At 36.0% G+C, this 21570-nt stretch carries 14 protein-coding genes; 6 read left to right on the top strand and 8 right to left on the bottom strand.

Annotation, left to right across the window (positions count from 1 at the left end; translation table 11 throughout):
• Positions 1–816: 816 nt before the first annotated feature.
• The 8 genes from C1631_RS22705 to C1631_RS22670 all read right to left on the bottom strand — a co-directional run bounded on the left by C1631_RS22705 (position 817) and on the right by C1631_RS22670 (position 14908).
• Positions 817–1143: a VanZ family protein gene (locus C1631_RS22705; protein WP_165828358.1), complete on the bottom strand. Its 327-nt coding sequence runs from the start codon at positions 1141–1143 to the stop codon at positions 817–819.
• 25 nt (positions 1144–1168) lie between these two features.
• Positions 1169–1546, bottom strand: coding sequence for a glycine cleavage system protein GcvH (gene gcvH / locus C1631_RS22700; protein ID WP_103247491.1), 378 nt, complete (start codon positions 1544–1546; stop codon positions 1169–1171).
• A gap of 107 nt (positions 1547–1653) precedes the next feature.
• Positions 1654–8781: a T9SS outer membrane translocon Sov/SprA gene (gene sov / locus C1631_RS22695; RefSeq protein WP_497707253.1), complete on the bottom strand. Its 7128-nt coding sequence runs from the start codon at positions 8779–8781 to the stop codon at positions 1654–1656.
• Positions 8782–8787: 6 nt separating this feature from the next.
• Positions 8788–9372 (bottom strand): Holliday junction branch migration protein RuvA, encoded by a 585-nt coding sequence (gene ruvA / locus C1631_RS22690; protein ID WP_109714361.1) that lies wholly within the window; start codon positions 9370–9372, stop codon positions 8788–8790.
• A 182-nt stretch (positions 9373–9554) separates the two neighbouring features.
• Positions 9555–10853: a carbohydrate porin gene (locus tag C1631_RS22685; protein WP_103247494.1), complete on the bottom strand. Its 1299-nt coding sequence runs from the start codon at positions 10851–10853 to the stop codon at positions 9555–9557.
• 552 nt (positions 10854–11405) lie between these two features.
• Positions 11406–13691 carry an NADP-dependent malic enzyme gene (locus tag C1631_RS22680; protein WP_103247495.1) on the bottom strand — a complete coding sequence of 762 codons (2286 nt, stop codon included), beginning with the start codon at positions 13689–13691 and terminating at the stop codon, positions 11406–11408.
• Between the two features lie 16 nt (positions 13692–13707).
• A complete protein-coding gene (locus C1631_RS22675; protein WP_109714359.1) occupies positions 13708–14559 on the bottom strand; it encodes a BadF/BadG/BcrA/BcrD ATPase family protein in 852 nt (283 codons plus the stop codon).
• A gap of 85 nt (positions 14560–14644) precedes the next feature.
• Positions 14645–14908 (bottom strand): hypothetical protein, encoded by a 264-nt coding sequence (locus C1631_RS22670; protein WP_103247497.1) that lies wholly within the window; start codon positions 14906–14908, stop codon positions 14645–14647.
• 354 nt (positions 14909–15262) lie between these two features.
• Between C1631_RS22670 and C1631_RS22665 the strand changes: the two genes are divergently transcribed.
• The 6 genes from C1631_RS22665 (at position 15263) to C1631_RS25135 (ending at position 21559) form a co-directional block, all read left to right on the top strand.
• Complete coding sequence (locus tag C1631_RS22665) at positions 15263–15721, top strand: GtrA family protein (RefSeq protein ID WP_103247498.1); 459 nt, start codon at positions 15263–15265, stop codon at positions 15719–15721.
• Between the two features lie 3 nt (positions 15722–15724).
• Complete coding sequence (locus C1631_RS22660; RefSeq protein ID WP_109714357.1) at positions 15725–16453, top strand: lysophospholipid acyltransferase family protein; 729 nt, start codon at positions 15725–15727, stop codon at positions 16451–16453.
• 38 nt (positions 16454–16491) lie between these two features.
• Positions 16492–17937 carry a sugar MFS transporter gene (locus tag C1631_RS22655; protein ID WP_109714355.1) on the top strand — a complete coding sequence of 482 codons (1446 nt, stop codon included), beginning with the start codon at positions 16492–16494 and terminating at the stop codon, positions 17935–17937.
• Positions 17938–18028: 91 nt separating this feature from the next.
• Positions 18029–18985: a DUF3810 domain-containing protein gene (locus tag C1631_RS22650; RefSeq protein ID WP_306461421.1), complete on the top strand. Its 957-nt coding sequence runs from the start codon at positions 18029–18031 to the stop codon at positions 18983–18985.
• A gap of 790 nt (positions 18986–19775) precedes the next feature.
• Positions 19776–21296, top strand: a complete 1521-nt coding sequence (locus C1631_RS22645; RefSeq protein WP_109714353.1) for a thioredoxin domain-containing protein — start codon at positions 19776–19778, stop codon at positions 21294–21296.
• 98 nt (positions 21297–21394) lie between these two features.
• Positions 21395–21559, top strand: a complete 165-nt coding sequence (locus C1631_RS25135) for a bacteriocin-like protein (RefSeq protein ID WP_438502082.1) — start codon at positions 21395–21397, stop codon at positions 21557–21559.
• Positions 21560–21570: the final 11 nt, after the last annotated feature.

Here is a 21570-nt window from a genome sequence, read left to right as displayed (position 1 = left end):
GTCTTAAAAGCACTGTGGAAGCTGTATAATGAGGATTTTATTGTTTACTTATATTATAATACGGATCGATTGCTGATAAAACTGTTCTCGGTTTGTCTTCTTCATCACTATTCTAACACAGTACTCTATTTGTCATCCTGAAGGGATCTCGACAGCGGAAAAGGTGTATGCATATATATAGGATAAATATGGAATAACGAAGTAGAGATCTCTACGGGATGATAAGCTACATGATAGGCGTGCGGACGGACTTTTAAGTTTGGGCTGAAGCCTAATGAGGGGTGGTTATTTATTGAGCGGGCTAAAGCCCGCTCCTATTGAAGTAGATTTCTCCCACTGATTGCGCAGATTTGCACGGATGATAATGGATAGTGTATATATATTATATAAGAGAAGGTAAGAATAGATCCATGGGATGGATCCGTACGAGAGGACAAGTTACATGATAGGCGTGGAAGGATTTTTAAGTTTGGGCTAAAGCCGGATGAGGGGTAATTATTTATTGAGCGGGCTGAAGCCCGCTCCTATTGAAGTAGATTTTTCCCAATGATTGTATGGATTGACATAGAGGAGTACATTATTTTCTGTTGAGCGCAAACCCATTTTCAAGTTTCCATTTTCAACTTTCAATTTTCAACTTTCCATTCTCCTAGCCCCGATAGTAACGGATACCCCGCAGCAGGGATTGGAGAGCCGGAGGGTTCTGGCTGTGGAGCGCACTGGCGCGAGGAGTAGGAGTGGATAGCGGGAAATAGCTCCTGAATACATTTGAGAGTTGGAGAGAATTTGTGTTGGGAAATAGATAATATAAGTTGATCAGAAAAAGTGTTTAACCAAAAACTTATAGGTAAAGTATCCTATAAGGCACCCGATAGTGTCTGCTACAATATCAAGGGTCTCCATAGATCTTCCCAGTCCCATTTCTTCCTGTAAGATTTCGGTGAGGAAAGCATAGATAAGCACGATCTGAAAAAAGTAGGAGAATTTTATTCTGGGAAAAGTCGCAATGAAAGAGAATCCCAAAGCTGCAAAGATGCAGAAATGTAAAACTTTATCAATTCCGCTGAACATGAACCAGTATTCGTGGTTCTCCTCCCCGGGCTTGAGAAGCATATAAGTAAGAAATGCCCAATAAATGGGCAAAATCTTACTAAATATTTTTGAAATTTTATCCAATGATAGCCTGATATTCTTCAGCAGAAAGTAATTCAGACAAATCTGCACCATCAGCAAGTTCTAATTTAATAATCCATCCGTCTCCATAAGGATCTGTATTCAATAGCTCAGGCTGGTCTTCCAAATCTGAATTGAATTGAGTTACTTTTCCAGCAATCGGTAAGAATAAGTCTGAAACAGTTTTTACTGCTTCTACACTTCCGAAAACATCTCCGCCATTAAGATCATCATCTACAGTATCTACATCTACGTAAACGATATCTCCAAGCTCTCCTTGTGCGAAGTCTGTAATACCGATTGTAGCTACATTACCTTCAATCTTGATCCATTCGTGATCTTTGGTGTACTTTAATTCTGATGGTGTGTTCATTTTTTAATTTTTATTTGTACAAATGTATTCAAAAATATAGTAGCTTCAAATATTGGATATAAAAAAAGTCCTTCTAAGAATTGAAGGACTTTTAATTTATTTCATTTTTAGAATCCGCCTCCGGATTCGCCAAATGTAAATGTGGCAGAAATACCTGCTCTGATTGTAGATAGCGGGAATGCCGTTGAAATTTTATATTTCGAGGTCATTTGTTCATAGAATACTCTCAGATTCAGGTTTTCAGAAACATTATAATCGGCAGAAAGCTTAATGTTTAAAAGCCTTTGCCCTCCTGTCACCTGAGAATCATTCAACAGGATGTTCATAATGGAGGTTCTGCTGTCTCTTAAGGCAATATCCCCTCTGATGTTAAGGTCGCTTCCTTTACCTCTGGTTCCCCTTCCCCTGATATTGGCTGTTCCTAATCTGAAGTTTCGGACAATGTATCCTAGTCTTACTACATATTCTGTATTGGAGTCTTCTGTAAGGGTACTGTTCACCAATCCAAGGACCATCATCCTGTTTTTATTATACTGGATCCCGAACTGCATATTGTTTCTCATGGTCACATCAATTCCGATCAGTGGTGAGAATGATTCTACATATCCAACCTGAGCAAATGTGTAAGGATTAATTTTATCTCCACCTCCTTTAACTACAGCACCGGATGCATCCACTGACTGATAGAATCCATTCGGGTTGTCATGATAATCAACATTTCTCTGGATTCCGGTTGCCGTATACGTTGCTGTATATCCATGTAAAATATCAAACTTGGTAAACTGCCCGCTAATGAGTGGGATATTTTTCAATCCTGAATAGGTAATTCTCCAGTTGGGTAACGGGAATCCTGATTTTCTAGGATTACCTATCGGGTTTACAGATTTTCCTTCCATGGCTGCTCTGAATGCAGGAATCAATACATAAGCATTGGCTATGCTGTACCCTTTAGCGTATCCATTATTGTCAAGAACTGCACCCGGTCCACCTAATTGTTGTGAAAATGCTATCGCATTGTCCTTAAGTGCCTGATATACCTCCTGTCCATCTTTAAAGGATGTACTCAACAACATGGTCGAATTGGAATAGGTGATCATCTCATTCGCAAAGGTAAAGTCAGGATTTGAAACACCTCCATTCATATAATTAAATCCGCTCTGTGTAAAGTTACTGTTATAAGTATGTAATGCATTGAAGTCAATACGCAGATCATTCATCGGCATCATCTGTAAGTCTGCCCTTAATTCTTTGGTTGACATCCTGACATATGGATCGGTCATATATTTGGAATCGCTTACCCAGCCATTTTCCATTACAGTTCTTCTGATATCAGCCTGTGAGCCTAGCAAGAATCCAATGGTAGGTCCGCCTAATGTCTGTCCATACCCGTACCAGTTCGGAGCTGAAATTAATCCGGGAAGTACGGTCCCATTCGTTTCATTATAATTGACATTCAACTGCTTGAACGAAGTCATAAAGAATGCTATACTTTGTGGTATAGAAAGCTTGTTTTTGAATTTATATTTCTTGTACCTGTATCTGTTCTTTTCCCACTGCTTGGTATACACATTGTTTAAAGAATCCATCTCCTGTTTTCTCTTCTGAAGTTTGGCATTGATATTTTTAAAATAATTAAACTGACCAAAGAACTTAGGAAGATCTGCTGAAGCCGTTGCCTGAATGACATTGGTATTCTGACCTATTGATCCCAAACTTCCTTCAGGACTTGAAAGTAAGGCTGTAGATCTTGCATTCCAGTTGTAGGTAAATCCATAGCCTAATTCTGCATCAATAAAGTCCATATACGGAAGATACTGGAATGGCAGTTTATAGTTTAACTGTACTCTGTGGTTATACAGTACCGGTCTTCCCGCTCTGAATACATTTCCGAAAATTGATTTACTGTCCATTGAATTGACATCCATATTGTCATTCAGGGTTCTTGTGGCAGAATTGATTTCCAGTTTTAATGATTTGGTGAAATTAAACCCTAATCCGTACTGCCATCCAAAGTAGAAATTTCTGTTCCTGATGGCATCAAAACTGCTCATCATGTCCCCTCCTAAGATCGCCTGTACATTTCTAAATTCAAGTTCATTATAATTTCTGTCAATCTCTGTTCTGAAAGATAATCTTGTAGGAACAGGATTAAAGTTGAATTCTTTTACCCATCTCAGATACTTGGTCGATTTTGCCGTATCGCTGATCATTTTATTGAAAGGCTTTACCACCCACGGTTTGAATGTGTAGTTGTAATCAATAAACCCTCTCAAATATTGTCTGTAGTTTTTCTTTGTATAAATATCTCTGAAGTAATCATCATTATATACCGCAGTCACCGAAACGTTTTCAATATCGTAGAACTTAGGTTTTTTATTTTGATTCACTCTTTCTTTACGCATATTAACAACACCGATACTTCTTTGCTGGGTGTATGTTCTGGCCACCTTTTTCAGTTGTTCTCTGTTGGGTGCTTTGCTGAATTCTACGTCCGTATCCAGTGGGTTGTATTTCGGATCTTCTATCGTTTGTGAGTAGGAATAGTTTAAAGGAATTTTAATTCCTGTTTTTTCCGGAAGAAGCTTATCTACATTAATTGAAGTATTAATACTGAATGCAGACTGTGTAGATTGATTTCTCTCTGCAGGTTTTGAATCTATATTTCCAAAACCAACCGATGTATAAGAAGCATTGGCATTTACGGTTGCAAAATCTCCCATATTAAAGTTTAAACTGGCATTTCCTGCATACCCTCCATCGTTTTCAATTTCAGATAGACGAATTTCGTTGACCCAAAGTATTCTGCTTATTGATCCTCCGATTCCTCCGCTTACTTCTCCATTTCTGATACCAATCACTATTGTGTTCACATTACCTAAACTTGGACGACCTTTGATATAGATTTTTTTTGCATTATCACCACCTCCAAAAACATCATCAAGTACTCTTTGTGTAATTTTGTCAGAATTAGTTTTGTCTCTTCTGATCTTTGCATCCACAAAATTTTGAATATCCAAGTCTACTTCATTCTCCATTGGCCAGATTTCCATTGGAGCTGTTGCTGTATTGGCGGTTAGTTTCAAAGACGCTTCATATTCATAATAATTGTCGGCAGCATCATTTCCGAAACGAATAAAAAATTTGGTTTTAGGATCCATTCCTATAACTCTATTAATCGGATCATGACCATGAACAAAAAGTTTCAATTTTTTATATCGTCTCATATCCAACGTTGTATTTTTGAAAACACCTCTTGACTCTCCACTAGGAAGATCAGTGGTTTTCATATACAACGAACCTTCATTTTGTCTTTGTGCTCCGGCATTCCCGCTCAATACCTGACGATCAATCCCAGGAGGCAATACATATGGAGGCTTATTGAACGCATTTTCTTCAATATTTACACTTCCTACTTCAAGTTTAAGGTCGCTTGTAATGAGCTCTGTACTTCCTTCATTTAAAGCAGGGTCTACAATCTCACCACCAGTTCCCCCTTGCTTTATTCGATAAAGAGCAAGGTTATTGGGATATTTTCTCCAATCGGATCGTACCAAATCCATGGTTCCGAATCTTATGGTAGAAGTTTGTTCAAACCCTGTCAGCATCAATCTTGCAAATCTTACATTATTTAATACAGAAGGCTGAGCTGTTCCCTGGTCCGCATCATATGCAGAAACCGGTATTCTGAATAAGAACCATTTTACATCAGCAGATTGTCCGTTTTGGAAGTTCGCTTTTACGGTTTTTACATCGACAATATTATTACTCGTTCCTAATACCAGATCTTGTTGCTTTAGACTTATAGAATATTGATTATAACTTTCTGTCTGATCCAGGTTATAATCTCTGTTGATATCTTCTGCATCCGGAGTCTGTGAAGAAACATTGAGAGAGTTGGCTTCAGAGTTTCCATCCGGGTTTCTGAAATACTTGTATCTTTCAATAAGTGAAGATGCCTGATTTCCTGTAAATTTATCCGACATATAAAATACGAAGTCATCTACCGCAGGGTCTACAATATTCGTTACCGGATTTACAAACGTATTTCCGAATTTCATTGATTCCTGATCAGAGCTTAATCCATCATATCCGACATCCTGTCTTTTTCTGTCATCTCCTTCACTAGAGAAGGCATATAAAATAGGGGGCTGTTTTGGCTGCACGCCCCAATTTGAAGTCGTTGTAGAGGATTGAGTTCCCGGGATTGGAAGTCCGTTTTCATACAACATTTTTCCATCCTTCAAAACATCTTCAGAAACATTTCCTAACTGTAGTAAAAGTTTAGGGTCATCTCCTAAGATCTTTCCATCCGCATAAGGGTCCATCATCCAGAATTCAACGTATTCAATATTTGAACTCACGAAATTAGGAACGCTGATCGGTCTCATAATCCCTGCCCATCTGCTTTGTGCCTGCTCTGTTGCTGCATTCACGTTATAAGGTCCTCTTTCTTTAGGATAATAAGAAATATCAAATGTATTGGTATAAGTTTGTTCTCCTGCTACAAAGTCTCTGTTGTTAAAAATTTCAGAAGTCTGTACTCTTCTTGAAGCATGGTTGGAAACAGACTGTGGTGTAATTCCCGCAGGTGATCTTCCTCCCACGTTCCAGAATCTCGGATCAATAGTATACCATGATAATAATCCTCTTCCGTAGCCACTTGTTATATCATCGTTGCCCGGAGGAGTATTGAATGGTGGCGCCGTATTTTTTTCCGGCTTTGATGCCAGGCTCCATGCTGCAGGTTCTTTTAATGATATTTTAGAAGTGGTCTGCTCAAAGTCATCAATATAAGACTGGTTGTTGGTTCCTTTATTAAGTCCCGGAAGTAAATAAGCACCTTCCATTTTAAAGTTGATATTGGATGGAGCCTCTGTTTTAATTAATGGAAGTTTATCTGTAAACCTTGTCAGGAACGGTGCCTGATTGTTATACATTAAGTTGATTCCTGCCATTGTATTATTTACAGCTTCCTGCCCAAAGTTCACTTTCTGGGTAAGCGGGGATTCTGAATAATTGATTACCGTCCCTCCTAAGATAAGGTGTTCATTAAACCTTCTTTCTAAATTTAATCCCAGGAATCTTTTTCGCTGGGTATTAAATGTCAGCTGGTTTTCTAATGAGATATTGATAGCCTGTCCGGATTGTTTTACATTCTCATTGATGATCGTTACGGTACCCAGCATATAATCTACAGTATAGTCTACCCCTTCAGAAAGTTGTACTCCATTAGCCGAAACCTTTACGGATCCTTGGGGTACGTTGACAGCACCCAGAGAGATTCCCTGTCCCTGAACTCCTTTGTATCGTCCTTCAATCGTATACCATTGAGGTACAGCTGATTGATTGGAGGCAGGTTTTATTTTATCATATATATCATGCAGAACATATTTAGGATCGTTACTTCCCAAAGCACTTTGCATAAAATCCCCGAATGGCTGAACTTTGGTAAAGATCACCCGTCCGTTTTCCGGTCTGATTGTTATTCCATTGACAAAATCGAAGACGCCATCTCCTTTAGTACCATCCTTATTGTTCTGAATATCTCCATTCATATTGAGGCGGTCCCAATTGAATAGTTTCAATAGATTCAGATCTTTTACAGGAGTATCCGGGAGATAGTTTACTTTACCTCCTGTTTTCTGATCCCTGTAAAATACATTCAGAATAAACCCGTCCGGTGATACCTGACCGGCATCTAAAGAATATACGTTCTTCATCATCAGCTTCCACATCGGAGAGGCTGTATTTACCTTGTTATTGACCCTCAATACTTTGGTAACCAACACCGGGCTTTCCTCAGAAAACTCCCCTACTTTGTATATCTTACTACTCCCGCTAACCGTATAGGAATACGAAACAGCTAAAAGCTGATTATCGTTAAGTTTTTGATTTAATGAAATGTATCCTAATTGAGGTTGAAATATAAATTCATTTGAATTTAGCTTTCTTGCTTTTGTATTGACGATAAAATGTTCGTCATTTTCATATGGCTCAGTACCTCCCGCAAAAGTTTTGCCCTGTAGAAGGGATACATAGTTCTTACCGGCCTCTCTTGTTCCTATGGCAGCTGAAATATCATCATATAGTCCATTCAGAGAGTTCTCAGGCAATATTGCACCGCCTGCACCTTCTCCCAAATCCCTGATCCCAATGATACTCTTCTGATACGCCAGATTACTATTCCCCTGATCCAGTACCCATACTTCCATTCTGGTAATATTAATAGTAGAATTAATCTGAGGATAGTTCAACAGGGCATCATCATATTTATTAAGGAAATAGTGTCCTAAAAAGAAGTGCTGATTTTCTTCGTAATCAATGGCATTGACTTTAAAGTTGTTCATTACACCCCCTCCTTGTACTACAATATTCCTGGCTTCTCCTTGTTGCTGTGAGAGGACAACGGTTCCAAAAGTTTTTCCCAGCTGAAATTCTGCTTTAACCCCAAACAAAGATTGTGAACCACGAATCAGGCTGGTTGAAAGTGGCATATTCACGTTACCAAATTCAACTCTTTTGATGATTTTATCTTCTCCTCCTTCGCTTGGTTTATCTACATTTCCGAGACCTTTATTTTGTAAGTCTTTCCAGCTTCCTTTTGACTGCCAGACGAGATTCATCCTGTTTTCAAAGGCAAATCCACTTTGGGTATCATAATTGGCTTTTAGCTGCAGATTTTCTCCAACTTTACCTAATAACCCCAACTGGATTCTCTGATCGATATCAAAGGTAAAACTGGTTCTGTTTTGTGGCAGGATCATTGGGTTATCAATCTTCTGATACAATCCTGCAAAATCTATTGATGCATATCCTGAAGGAATAATTTCAATTTTATTACCTCCGAATATGGTTTCAAACAGTTTGTTGTTGATGAGTAATGACGGAATGAGACCTTTCTTTCTGGCATCAGATCTGTCTTTTCTGAACAGGAGATTATATTTATCGGATTTTTCTTTGTAATAGGCCTTGGTCTGTGTGGCAAGCATGTATTCCTTATATTCTTCAGGAGACATTGCCGTGGGAGGGCCTGTTATGGTATTTCCGACTTTGGGATATACATAGTACATCCCGGTTTTTATGTCGTAATAGGCTTCGAACCTTGTAGGGTCAGCCACTTCATATTGTTTTCTTATGATCAGTGTGTCTGTCTTTTTTTGTTGCGCAAATGCACCCACAGACATACACAGGAACGACAGGAACAAAAAGATGTTAAAATGTTTGTTATTAGCCACCAAATGTTAAATGTTTTTTAAAATTTGTTTTACCAGTTCTTCCACCGAGATGTTTGGATTTTGCTTTACGATTCTATCTGCAATTTTTTCACTCATCCGCTTAGGAATCCCCAAAACTTCTAATGCAGATAACGATTCTTCCTTGATTTTATTATCCACCTGCACAGAAATGTTTTCACCTCCACCACTGAATTTCTGTACCTTATCTTTAAGATCCACAATAATTCTTTCTGCTGTTTTTGCTCCGATACCTTTCGCTTTCTGAATCAGTGCACTATTCTTGGAAAGTACTGCAGAAGCAATCTCGTCAAGGCTCAAAGTAGACAACAGAATAAGGGCAGAAACTGCTCCTACTCCATTAACGCTTATTAACAGATTGAACATTTCTTTTTCTGAACGAGTGTTAAATCCAAAAAGAAGATGGGCATCTTCACGAATGAGCTGCTGGATATATAAAAAGGTCTGCTGATTCAAAACCAGCATCTGTGAGGTCATTAAGCTGATCCCCACGTAGTAACCAACCCCTTGTACATTAATTACAGCGTAAGTAGGCGTAAGTTCTTGAACATTGCCTTGTAAAGAAAATATCATTATTAATTTTTAAAACTCCCAAATATAGTAATTTAAACTAATTAATATTTTCATTTCATGCAAGAATGATTTTTAACTTAAATTTTGAAGTGATATTCAATCAATCTGTTATAAGAATACAAGATCTCAAAAATCAGCATTTCAACAATTTGGAATTGGCTTTGAAGGTATCTGTAAATTGGTTACCACCATATTTCCAACTGAAGGCCGAATGATATCCCATTGTTTTTACTCATAAGTCTTGTATTGAAGTCCGAGACACCTGTTTTTCCGGTAAAATCATTCGACCAATGTGCATAGGTAATAAAGGGCCTTAAGACCGGTCTTGAATAATAGCCATAATCCCAGGAAATCTGCGGCGAAAATGTAACTTTCTGTAAACTTCCCTCTACTCCTGAGCGATTATTTTTCATGTAGTCATTACCCGCTTCTAATGCCAGATTAAAATGTTTGTTGATATAATACAGATAACGAAAACCTACGCTAAAGAAGTTTTTAGACACCTTATTATCCAAAACATTTCCCATCCCGTCAGTATTACCAATTCCGAAATCTCTATACTGATAGGTAAGTGACACCTGTACTGCATGCCTTTGTTTATCATCATACACAAAATTATTAATGACATCAAATGAATTTGCTTTATCCAGATCATAGACAATTGCATTGCCTGCATTTTCAGATATTGTCTTTCCGGAATATTGATTTTCGATAATTGAGCTTCCCTTCCTAAAGATAATGGTAGAAGTATTACTGATTTTCTTTTGGGAATATGTCCACCATCCCCCTAACGCAAATCCTGTAGATCTGGGAGTATTGGTAATATCATTTTGTGTTTTTATGCTGTATTGTCCTAAAATGTTCAACTTAGAATGTTCGGAAACAGGAAGATCAAGGTACCTGAAATCTGCAACATAGGAATGTGCATCATTATTTCCATATTTAAATCTTATCAATGCCAGGTTCATATTTCCAGAGTTTTTAATCTGGTAATTTTCTAAGCCAAGGCCTATTTGTGAATTTTGAGCAGAATTGATCCAAAAATAATCCAGCGACTCTACATTTCTACGATCATAATACCTCTTCCCTACCCATAGGTTTGCATTTTTCACAACCTTATTTATTTTGCCATAGAGCTGCGCTGTCTCCGGAAATTGTTTATATGCATCACTGCCGAAGGGAATAAATTTTGACATCATATACGTTACTTCGTACAGGTTCACAGAATCCTTGTTTTGGTATCGGTAATTGAATTGAAGCTCACCGTAATGGTTCGCTTCATTCCCCATTCTGAATTTATGTACATTATCCGGCGTTGCAAAATTAACCATCTGGCCACCGTCCGACCATCCAAAACCTGTTCGGGCATATCCATTAACAGATAGCTCGTGGGATTTGAAATTAAATTTTTGCGCAAAGCATAAAGAGTCTGTTAAAAGGAACAATAGTGAACCTATTTGTATCAATTTCTTTTTTTTCATAGTGTTTCCTAAATGGCTTGTTTATAAAAAACTACCTAAAAAACAATACAAATCATTAGCGGAATAAAAGCATCCGTTATTTTATTAAACAAAGAATTTCTCAGTGGTTATATCAAAAAGTGTATTCCTGTTAAGTGAGGAATGGGAGCATATCAATGAATATTCGTTGACAACAGAATCATATTACCCATCTGGATATCTTTTTTCATGCATTTGTATTTTATGTTTTGTATTTTTTAGTTCGTTTGTGTCTTTATTAACTCAAAGATATTAAATAATACAATTACCTTTTAAAAAACAACAAATATTTACAGAAAACATAATATTGTTAAATATTTTACATTTTAAACTCTTAAAATAAACCAATAATTTAAAATTGAAAGACCAGAAAGGTAAAAATATAAACCTAATTTATTCTCAAAAAAACGGAAAATTTAGTTTTTCTCTTATCATTTAACACAAATTTTACTTGTGATATAAAAACAAAACCAGATGACTATTCATCTGGTTTGATTCTGGCTTTATGATATGCCAATATATAAATTTATTCTATTATTTCTTTTCTCTTCTTTGAGCATCAAGAACTGCAATAGTAGCAAGATTTACAATCTCATCAACGCTTGAACGCATCTGAAGTACATGAACCGGCTGTTTTAGTCCCATCAAGATTGGTCCTATAACCTGAGCCACCTTCATTCCTCTTAGAATCTTGTATGATAAGTTTGCACTTTCAAGATTCGGGAAGATAAATGTATTCGCAGGGGTTGTTCCTAATTTTGAGAAAGGATAGTCACTTAAATGATCTGCGTTCATGGCAAAATCAGGCTGGATTTCGCCGTCGACAATCATTTTAGGATATTTCTCGTGCAAAATACTCACAGCTTTTGCTACTTTTTTGGAGGTTTCAGAGATTGCAGCAAAGTTTTCAAAACCAAGCATTGCAATTCTCGGTTCGATAGCGAAAGACTTCACTGTAAATTCTGCCATTTTAGCAATATTTACAAGATCTTCTGAGGTAGGATTCTGGTTGATGGAGGTGTCTGCAAAGAAAATAGGTTTCTTTTCAGATAAGATCATCATCATCGCCGCTACCTTGTCTACTCCTTTATCTTTTTCTATTACTTCCAGAATAGGGCGTAGTACTGAAGTATAATTTTTAGAGAAACCTACTATAAGTCCATCTGTATCTCCATGTTTTAACATCAAAGGTCCGAAATAATCTCTCTGACGAACATATCTCTTTGCTTTGTACTCGTTCATTCCTTTTCTCTGACGAAGTTTCCAAAGTGTTTCTCTGTACTTTTTCCTATTTTTCTTCTGATCATCATCACTTGGATCAATGATAGGAACATCAAGATTAATTCCGTAACGCTCCATCTGCTCCTTGATGTATTTTTTATCTCCCAAAAGACTTGGATAAGCAATTCCTTCTTCATAAAGAATCTGAGCTGCTTTCAATACATTATATTCTTCTGCATTTCCAAGGGTAATTCTTTTCGGATTAGACTTGGCACGGCTCTGCATCATTCTTACCAGTCTTTCATCTCTTCCCATTCTGTCGAGAAGCTGGTGTTCATATTCTTCAAAGTCCGTGATCTCCTTTCTCGCTACCCCACTTTCAATTGCGGCTTTTGCTACAGCACTTGAAACTTTCGTAATCAATCTGTTATCAAATGGTTTTGGAATAAAATATTCTCTTCCGAATTGCAGATTTTGAACATTATAAGCTAAAATTACCGCTTCCGGAACTGGTTCTTTTGCCAAATCAGCAATAGCATGTACAGCAGCCAATTTCATTTCTTCATTGATCCCCGTTGCCTGAACATCTAGTGCACCACGGAAAATATAAGGGAATCCCAATACGTTATTCACCTGGTTAGGATAATCACTTCTTCCGGTTGCCATGATCACATCTTTACGGGTTTCAAGAGCAAGGTCATAAGCAATTTCCGGATCAGGATTCGCTAAAGCAAAGACAATAGGATTTTCCTTCATGCTTAACAACATCTCCGGAGTCATTACATTTCCTTTAGACAATCCAACAAAAACATCAGATCCTTTTACAGCATCTTCCAGTGTTTCGATGTCAGTATTGGCAATGAAATCTAATTTTTCAGGAGTAAGATTTTCTCTTTTATGATTAATGACTCCTTTACTGTCACACATCAGAACATTTTCTTTTTTCAGTCCCAATGAGATATACAATTTGGTACAGGCGATAGCAGCTGCACCAGCTCCGTTAACCACCATTTTTACTTCGGAAATATCTTTATTGGCAATCTGCAATGAGTTGATCAATGCTGCAGCTGAAATAATGGCTGTTCCGTGCTGATCATCGTGCATCAAAGGAATATTCAATTCTTCTTTCAGCTTTTGCTCGATATAAAATGCTTCAGGAGCTTTAATATCTTCAAGGTTGATTCCTCCAAAGGTAGGAGCAATTCCTTTTACTATTTCAATAAACTTATCCGGATCTTTTTCATCAATTTCAATATCGAATACATTGATATCTGCAAATATTTTAAACAAAAGGCCTTTCCCTTCCATTACCGGTTTAGAGGCTTCTGCACCAATATCTCCTAATCCAAGTACTGCAGTACCATTAGAAATTACGGCTACAAGATTTCCTTTTCCTGTATAATCATAGACAGTTTCCGGTTTATCGTGAATTTCCATACAAGGAACGGCTACTCCCGGAGAATAAGCCAAAGACAAATCTCTTTGAGAAGAGTGAGGCTTTGATGGGATAACTTCTATTTTTCCTTTGGGTTCTGCTTTATGATAATCTAACGCGGCCTGGCTAAAGTTCTTTTCGTCGCGATGGTTTTTACTTGACATAAAATTTTGTTTTTTGTTAGAGTATATATTTAATGTGGTAGTCTACTAAGCTTTCAATTGGTTTCTGAACAACATGTCCCACATTTAAATGAAGTTCTGTAGCAACAGAACGTAGAATATTTTCATAATAATAAGCAATGGAACCGATGAAGTTAATCTCGGCATCTTTTGCTTCATCATAAGGAAGAACCTGGTATTCGAAGAAGTTTTTCATCTCTTCAAAAACCATATCTTTAAAATAAGGATGCTCCTTTCTTTCGATAACAAATTTGGTAAAATTGGCTAGGTAAGCATTAGGTCTTGGTGCATGATACATATTTTTCAATGCATCTTCTACAGTCAGTTGGTATTCTGTTGCAAACTCACTATGAAGATCCGAAGGTAGTTTTTTCATAAAATACCTTCTTACGAGTTGTTTTCCGATCGCACTTCCGCTTCCCTCATCTCCAATCAGGAACCCAAGAGATGGCAGTTCTATTTTCAGATTTTCACCGTCAAAATAACAAGAATTTGATCCTGTGCCCAGAATACACACGATTGCGGGCTTCCCGCTGTATGCTGCATAAGCTGCAGCCATTAGATCTTCTTTTACAATAATATCAGCTTTCCCAAATACTTTTTTGATTTCTTCTTCAATGGTTTCGCAGTTTTTTTGCACACCACATCCGGAACCATAAAAAAAGACTTTGGTAATTGAATTTTTCACCAACATCAGGTTGCTGTTTTTCTGAATTTCAGGAGCGATAAGTTCTCTATTGATAAAATTCGGATTGAAACCAATGGTTTCTGTTTTCAGGAAAACTTTTTTAAAGTCATCCAATATCACCCAATCCGTTTTAGTAGAACCACTATCTACAATAGCAACCATATTTTAGATTTTAATTTAAGGATGCTAAATTATGAATTTATCTTCAAATAGCATTTAAAAACAACTCCGAAGCTGTTTAAAATCACTAATGTTTTATATCAGTTTTTTTTTGATTGAACTGTAAGAGCCAATCTTCAATTTCATCTTCCAGATAAGAAGTCTGTAATACCATAGCATTAATAAAATCATCGGGAACGGGTTCACCTTTGGAGTTTTCAAGATTCCAAAGTTCATTTGACATATTTTCGTACTCTGAATAGACTCGTTTGAAGCGAGAATTTTCTTTTTCAAGAGCTTCAATATTTTTCTGTTGAAGCTGGAATTTTCTGTATTTGTTTTGACGTTTCATACAAATATTATTATCAATTGGATCATAAAATGTTGGAGTAGTATGCCTTCAACCGTGCATTACAAGATAGAAAAAACCATTCACACAAGAGTTTGAAAATGAATTTATTATCAGGTTGTTATTACATCATTCTGTGTATTAAAATTAGAAATAATTTTTATTAAAAAAAATATTTTAACAACTTTTTTCAGTGTTTAACATATAGTTATAAATTTGCATATTCATATTTTCAAAGATCCTGTTGATGGATAGAGATAATCTATTATTTATTGTTTTGAAACCATTGACAACAGGGTATTTTTATATAAAAAACCTGATTTCAAGCATGATATGAATACTATTTAGATTAATTACATGAAAGAAATACTCTTACGCCAGAAGCAGGTTCTGTTCTTCATCATTGCCGGAGGACTAAGTGCTGTTGTAGAAATTGGCAGTTTTAAAATATTCAGCACCTATCTTCCTCACTTATTTATTAAGGAAACCAATTTTCATGGGATACATTATCCTTTGAGTAACATTTTTTCAACCTGTTGCGGGATTATTACCAACTACTTTCTGAGTATCTGGTTTGTGTTTGAAAGAGGAAAACATTCCAAGAAAAAGGAATTTGCATATTTTATGGGAGTATCATTTATATCTACTTTATTAAGCTTAAGTTTCTTTCAGGTATTTTACAGTTTTATATTCAAAGACAATATCAATTTATTTTTTTATACCTTGAGCCCGGAAATGATCAGTAAAATTGCAGCAATCTTATTGGTTTCTATTCTTAATTATTCAGTAAAAAAGAAAGTAATTTTTAACGGTTAAACGGTGACAAAAATTCTAAATTATCTTTGGCGATTCTGGCTGTTGGTGTTAGCTTTTTTTCTAACTATCATTCTGGGAATCCCTGTTTATATTTTATCTTTTACTAAAAAGCATTATAAATACGCTTATAAATTTATTCGTCTCTGGTGTTTTGGCATGTTCTACGGAATGGGTTTCCGATATGATCTTATCAAATTATCCGATCAGGAAATGGATAAAAACAAGCCTTACGTTTTTATATCCAATCACACGTCCATTATGGATATTATGCTGGTGTGTATTTTATCACCACACCATCCTATTTGTTTTGTCGGAAAAAAGGAACTTGTAAAGATTCCTATTTTTGGAACGATTTATAAGAGGATATGCGTAATGGTTGACAGAGCCAGTGCAAGAAGTCGTGCTGATGTATACCGAAGATGTGCTGAAAAAATGGAAGAGGGTAACAGTATTGCTATTTTCCCTGAAGGAGGAGTTCCGGACGACACTTCCGTTATCCTGGATGATTTTAAAGACGGAGCATTTATTTTAGCATCAAAGCACAGCTCTCCTATTGCAGTTCATACCTTTATTGGATTGAAAAAAATGTTCCCTTTTGACAACTCCCAGGGCTATCCCGGAAGAGTAAAGGTATATTTTAATGGCGTCATAGACCCTACATCCACCTCAAAGGACTCAAAATCAGAAGCTTTCGAAGAAATAAAAAAAACTCTCATTAAGTATTCCATATAAAGGAAATAATTATATTTGTTGTGAAATCTTTAATAAATATGTCAAATTATTCTAAACAAACCAATTGGGCACAATTCATTCCGTTGGTTACTGTATTCTTCTTCTGGGGATTTGTAGCGGCCAGCAATGATATTCTGATCCCGGTATTCCAAAAAGCCTTCAATTTAACGCAAACTGAAAGTATGCTCGTACAGATCTGCTTTTACGTTGCTTACACGGTAGGCTCTCTGATTTATATGATTATATCAAAAGGAATTAAGCAGGATTTAATCAATAAAATCGGGTATAAAAACGGGCTTATCGTGGGACTTATCATCTCTGCTATAGGGACACTATTGTTTTACCCCGCAGCCAATTTGAAATCTTTCCCTCTGATGATCTCCGGACTATTTATTGTAGGTTTAGGTTTTTCGTTACAACAAATTGTTGCCAATCCCCTGGCTATTGAGGTAGGTCCTAAAGAAACAGGATCTCAGAGATTAACAATGGCCGGAGGAATAAACAATCTGGGAACTACTATTGGTCCGCTTATCGTTGCTTTTGCGATTTTTGGTTCTGCCACTGCAGCCAATACGGAAGCAAGTATAGAAAGTGTAAAAACACCTTACCTGATTTTAGGGGTGGCCTTTGTATTGGTGGCTTTAATGTTAAAGTTTTCCTCTCTTCCTACCGTGACTCCAACTAACACTGAAGATACAGATGATTCAACTCCGGGTGAGCATAGAAGCTCTGCATTCCAGTATCCTCAATTGGTTATGGGAATGATTGCCATCTTTGTATATGTTGGGGTAGAAGTTTCTACTGCAAGTAATCTTCCTGCGTTTATGGAAAAAAATCTAGGGTTTGAAACGAAAGATGTAGCACCTTATGTTTCACTGTACTGGGCATCATTAATGATTGGCCGTTGGACCGGTGCTGTAGAGGCATTTGATGTTAATGCCGGATTCAAAAAAATACTGAGATTCCTGGCTCCTTACCTTGCATTCGGTGTATTCTTATTGGTAAATGCTATTGCCAAACATGATCTGTCTCCATTTTATGTATATGGATTTGTTATTATTGCTATGATTATTTGTGACATCATGAGTAAAGGTAATCCTGCGAGAATGCTTTTGATCTTTTCATTAGCCGGAATAGCGGCTTTACTTATTGGCATGTTTACCACAGGAATGGTTTCTGTCTATGCATTTACAAGTGTAGGATTATTCTGTTCTACTTTATGGCCATGTATTTTTGCTTTGGCAATTAATGGACTCGGGAAGCATACCAACCAGGGATCCGGTTACCTGATCATGATGATTATGGGAGGTGGAATTGTAAGTCTTCTTCAGGGATATGTAGCAGACATCATCAATATTCAATTCAGTTATATCGTAGGTGTTCTTTGTTTTGCTTATCTTGCATTCTATGCAATCCGGGTGACCGGAATTTTAAAAGCTCAGGGGATCAATCTGGATCAAATATCTAAAGGCAATGGTCATTAATATTACGAAAATACTATATAAAAAAAGAAATTGGGCAGGTGTATTACTTGCCCAATTTCTTTTGTTTTACCTTTTCTCAAAGTCTGCATTTATGATTTCTTTTTTCGAAAAGTTTTTTGAATTTCAAAAAAGATTTCATCAGGTTTTATTGAGCTGGATTCCATTTTCTGTGGGAGATCTTATCTATATTATATTGGGAGGGGGGCTTTTCTATCACATCATTTCTTTATTCAAAAAAGAAAAAAGGAATAATTCTATTCTGAAGATTCTTATTATTCTTAATGCATTTTATTTTATCTATCAAATATTTTGGGGAATGCTCTATTTTCAGACCCCTATCATTAAGAAACTTTCAAGTCAGGAAAAGCCGGAAACCGAAAAAGCAAAAAAACTGGCTTTACGTTATCTTGAAAGATGTAAGATCACGCGTCAATCTGTGCATGAAGATAAGCAAGGTATTTTTATCATTACCGATTTGAAATCTGTACAACAGGAAATCCTCCTTCAGCAGACGAAGTTACCACGATACATCTCTGATAAAAAAACATCAGGGATTTTGAACATTAAACCTAGTTTATTTAAGTACATTATGAGCTTCACAGGAATTCTTGGATATTACAATCCCTTTACTGCTGAGGCGCAATATAATTCTGAATTACCCCCTACTTTCATTCCTTTCACTACCGCTCACGAAAGTTCTCATCAGCTTGGATTTGCCAGAGAACAGGAAGCCAACTTTGTAGGATATTTAATAGGGATCAATTCCGGCAATATGGATCTGAGATACAGTACGGAATACTTTACTCTCAAAAGTCTTTTAAGATTTATCGTTGAGGATGATCCTGAGTTCGTGCAATCAGTTCTGAACAATTATTCTATAGCGATGAAAAAGGATCGGGCTTATGAAAAAAAATTTGCCCTTACCCATCAGGGTTGGCTGGATGACTTCTTTGGATACACTAACAATCTGTTCCTAAAGACGAATCAACAGGAAGGTTCTGTTACTTATTCTTACTTCATTGACCTCCTTTTAAACTATGAAAAATAGGCATAAAAAAGAATCGTATCAGGCGATACGATTCTAAAAACACAAATGATGAAAAAAAATTTATTACCTTGACTTGTTCCCTCATTCAAGGCGATGTAAAAGTACGACATATTTTATAAATACAAAAACATTTCTTTTCTTTTTTGAAACTTTATGAAAACTTTATGATTTTTTAAGTTTTTTTGAGTTCACCCAACGATAACATTAATCATAGCTAATACTTAGATACAACAATAAAACATCAATTAAAGTATAATTAAGGTATAAATAACGCGCAAAACCAAACATTTGTTTAATAAATAAATATTCCAGTTATCCTCCGTTTTCAATAAATAAAAAATTAGAGTTATTCTACTATAATTGACATTAGCTATGGAAAGTTGAAAAATAAGTTTTACAACTATTATGAAAATATAAAGACGATCATTTTAGAATTACAATTCAATATGATCTTCAAAAAGCAAAAATGAAAGAATTACCGGAGCATTTTTTTTAAGTCAGAGATCATATAATATTATAAACTGCAGGAATCCATAAAATAAAATTCATACTTATCGCATAAACATAGGAATACACAAGAAAATGACATCATAAAACCGGAATTTCCTATATTGAATTTCACAGGCACTATACTTATCACCGTAAATAGTAAAATGAAAATCTTCATCTCATAAAAATAAAATATTGAAATTCAAACTAAATCTACCAACAGCCGGTTATATCTCACTAATAAAAGAAAAAAATTTTTGTTTATTTAAAACATCTGTGTATTTTAGATAAAAAAATTAATATGATTTTTGACAAACTAATAAACTATCTGAAACTTGACAAACAGGAATTTATTTTCCAGTTTAACTCTCACCCAAATTACCCGTCAGCACTGGCATTCAGTGATACTTTAAATTTTTTGGGAGTCAAAAATGATGCGTATGAACTTGATAAAGAATATTGGGATGAACTTCCGGAAGAGTTTATTGCGATTGTTGAAAATTCCTTTTCGCTGGTAAAAAAATCAGGAAGCAGTTATTCAGTATATTCTGAAAAAGCAAAAACACTCAACAAGGAAGAACTTTACAAAAAATCCACAGACTTCGTCCTGTTATTTGAAAAAACAGAAAACGCTGAAAACAAGTCAGCATTCAATTTCAAACCAATCCTTTATGCTGTTTTCGCAGTTATCCTTATTTATTCCTTCCTGAGCCAAAGCATATATGAAGCCATCTTCAACCTTTTGTCTTTAGCCGGAGTCTATATTTCACTGGAAATTTTTAATCAAAAATTCGGTAATGTTTCTACCGTAATTGGAAGTATCTGTGGCGGAGGCGGTGGTGCTGCAGCAAGCCAGACAACCAATTCATGTGATAAAATTATTAAACAGGACAAAACCAGCATCCTGGGTTTGAAATTTGCAGATTTCTCTCTGATTTATTTTGTAGGTCTTACCATATTAGGATTATTCTTACCGGCAACTGCTTATCTTGTAAAAGGATTTACTTTTGTTTCTATATTAGCCATCGGCTATTCTTTATACATCCAGGCTTTCGTAGAAAAAGCTTTCTGTAGAATCTGTCTTTTGATTATTTCTATTCTTATTGGTCAGTTGGTGATCAGCAACATCTTCTTCCAGAATTCTCCATTTGGGATAGGGGCACTTCTCCTGACGATAATTCTTTGGATTCTAACTTTCTCTGCGGTCCTATATTTCTCTACTCTTCTTGAACAAAAAGAAACCCTTCAAAAATCAAACGCTAAAAATCTTAGATTTAAAAGAAATTATGACCTTTTCAAAAGCCAGCTGCTGGAAAATGAAAAAATAGAATTTCAGGATACTCAAACTTTTTCAGTAGGAAAAAAGGATTCAAATCTTCGTATTTCAATTGTTTCAAACCCCTATTGTGGTTTCTGTAAAGATGCTCATAAACTAGCAGAAAGTATTTTAGAAAAATATCCTGATAGCGTTTCTTTACAAATGAGATTCAATTATACACCTGACAGAGCCAACGAAAAATATACTCAACTAATTTCCGACTTAACTTATATTTACAATAATAAGCCTGAAAAAGATTTCCTACAAGCTATTGAAAAATGGTTCGAAACAAAGGATGAAAGTAAAATCAATATGTTATCCGGTGGTGTTCCCACCTCAGAAAATCTGAATCCTCTGGTTGAAATGTCACAACAAAATAGTGCTGCAGGATTAAACTTCACTCCTATTCTTATCATCAACGGTTACCAGTTCCCGGATAAGTACGACCGTGAAGATATTGTATATTTTATTGATGAATTAATAGAAGATGAAGACTTCCAGTAAATAAATATCATCAATATAAAATTTTCACTATCTTAGGAAAAATAAAAGCGGAATCTGAAAAGCTATAAAAGAGTAAGAAAAAAGAAAAACTATTGATCATGAAAAACCTTAAAAAACTTTCGAGAGAGAATTTAAGGACTCTAAAAGGAGGAATTACTCAGGAATGTGCCAGAATACAAAGCGAAGCCAGCTATTGTGAATCGAAAATAAACCCACCTCAGGAAGGTGCAATAAACGCTTGTAACAAATGGTGTTATTATTAACTCACCATTTA

The sequence above is a fragment of the Chryseobacterium phosphatilyticum genome (assembly GCF_002899825.2).
Classification (GTDB): domain Bacteria; phylum Bacteroidota; class Bacteroidia; order Flavobacteriales; family Weeksellaceae; genus Chryseobacterium; species Chryseobacterium phosphatilyticum.
This window is presented reverse-complemented; position numbering and strand designations above follow the sequence as displayed.

Coding starts and splice junctions, on each gene's coding strand:
- gcvH (WP_103247491.1), bottom strand. CDS start 1,546: ATGAACACACCATCAGAATTAAAGTACACCAAAGATCACGAATGGATC.
- ruvA (WP_109714361.1), bottom strand. CDS start 9,372: ATGATATTTTCTTTACAAGGCAATGTTCAAGAACTTACGCCTACTTAC.
- C1631_RS22685 (WP_103247494.1), bottom strand. CDS start 10,853: ATGAAAAAAAAGAAATTGATACAAATAGGTTCACTATTGTTCCTTTTA.
- C1631_RS22680 (WP_103247495.1), bottom strand. CDS start 13,691: ATGTCAAGTAAAAACCATCGCGACGAAAAGAACTTTAGCCAGGCCGCG.
- C1631_RS22675 (WP_109714359.1), bottom strand. CDS start 14,559: ATGGTTGCTATTGTAGATAGTGGTTCTACTAAAACGGATTGGGTGATA.
- C1631_RS22670 (WP_103247497.1), bottom strand. CDS start 14,908: ATGAAACGTCAAAACAAATACAGAAAATTCCAGCTTCAACAGAAAAAT.
- C1631_RS22665 (WP_103247498.1), top strand. CDS start 15,263: ATGAAAGAAATACTCTTACGCCAGAAGCAGGTTCTGTTCTTCATCATT.
- C1631_RS22655 (WP_109714355.1), top strand. CDS start 16,492: ATGTCAAATTATTCTAAACAAACCAATTGGGCACAATTCATTCCGTTG.
- C1631_RS22650 (WP_306461421.1), top strand. CDS start 18,029: ATGATTTCTTTTTTCGAAAAGTTTTTTGAATTTCAAAAAAGATTTCAT.
- C1631_RS22645 (WP_109714353.1), top strand. CDS start 19,776: ATGATTTTTGACAAACTAATAAACTATCTGAAACTTGACAAACAGGAA.
- C1631_RS25135 (WP_438502082.1), top strand. CDS start 21,395: ATGAAAAACCTTAAAAAACTTTCGAGAGAGAATTTAAGGACTCTAAAA.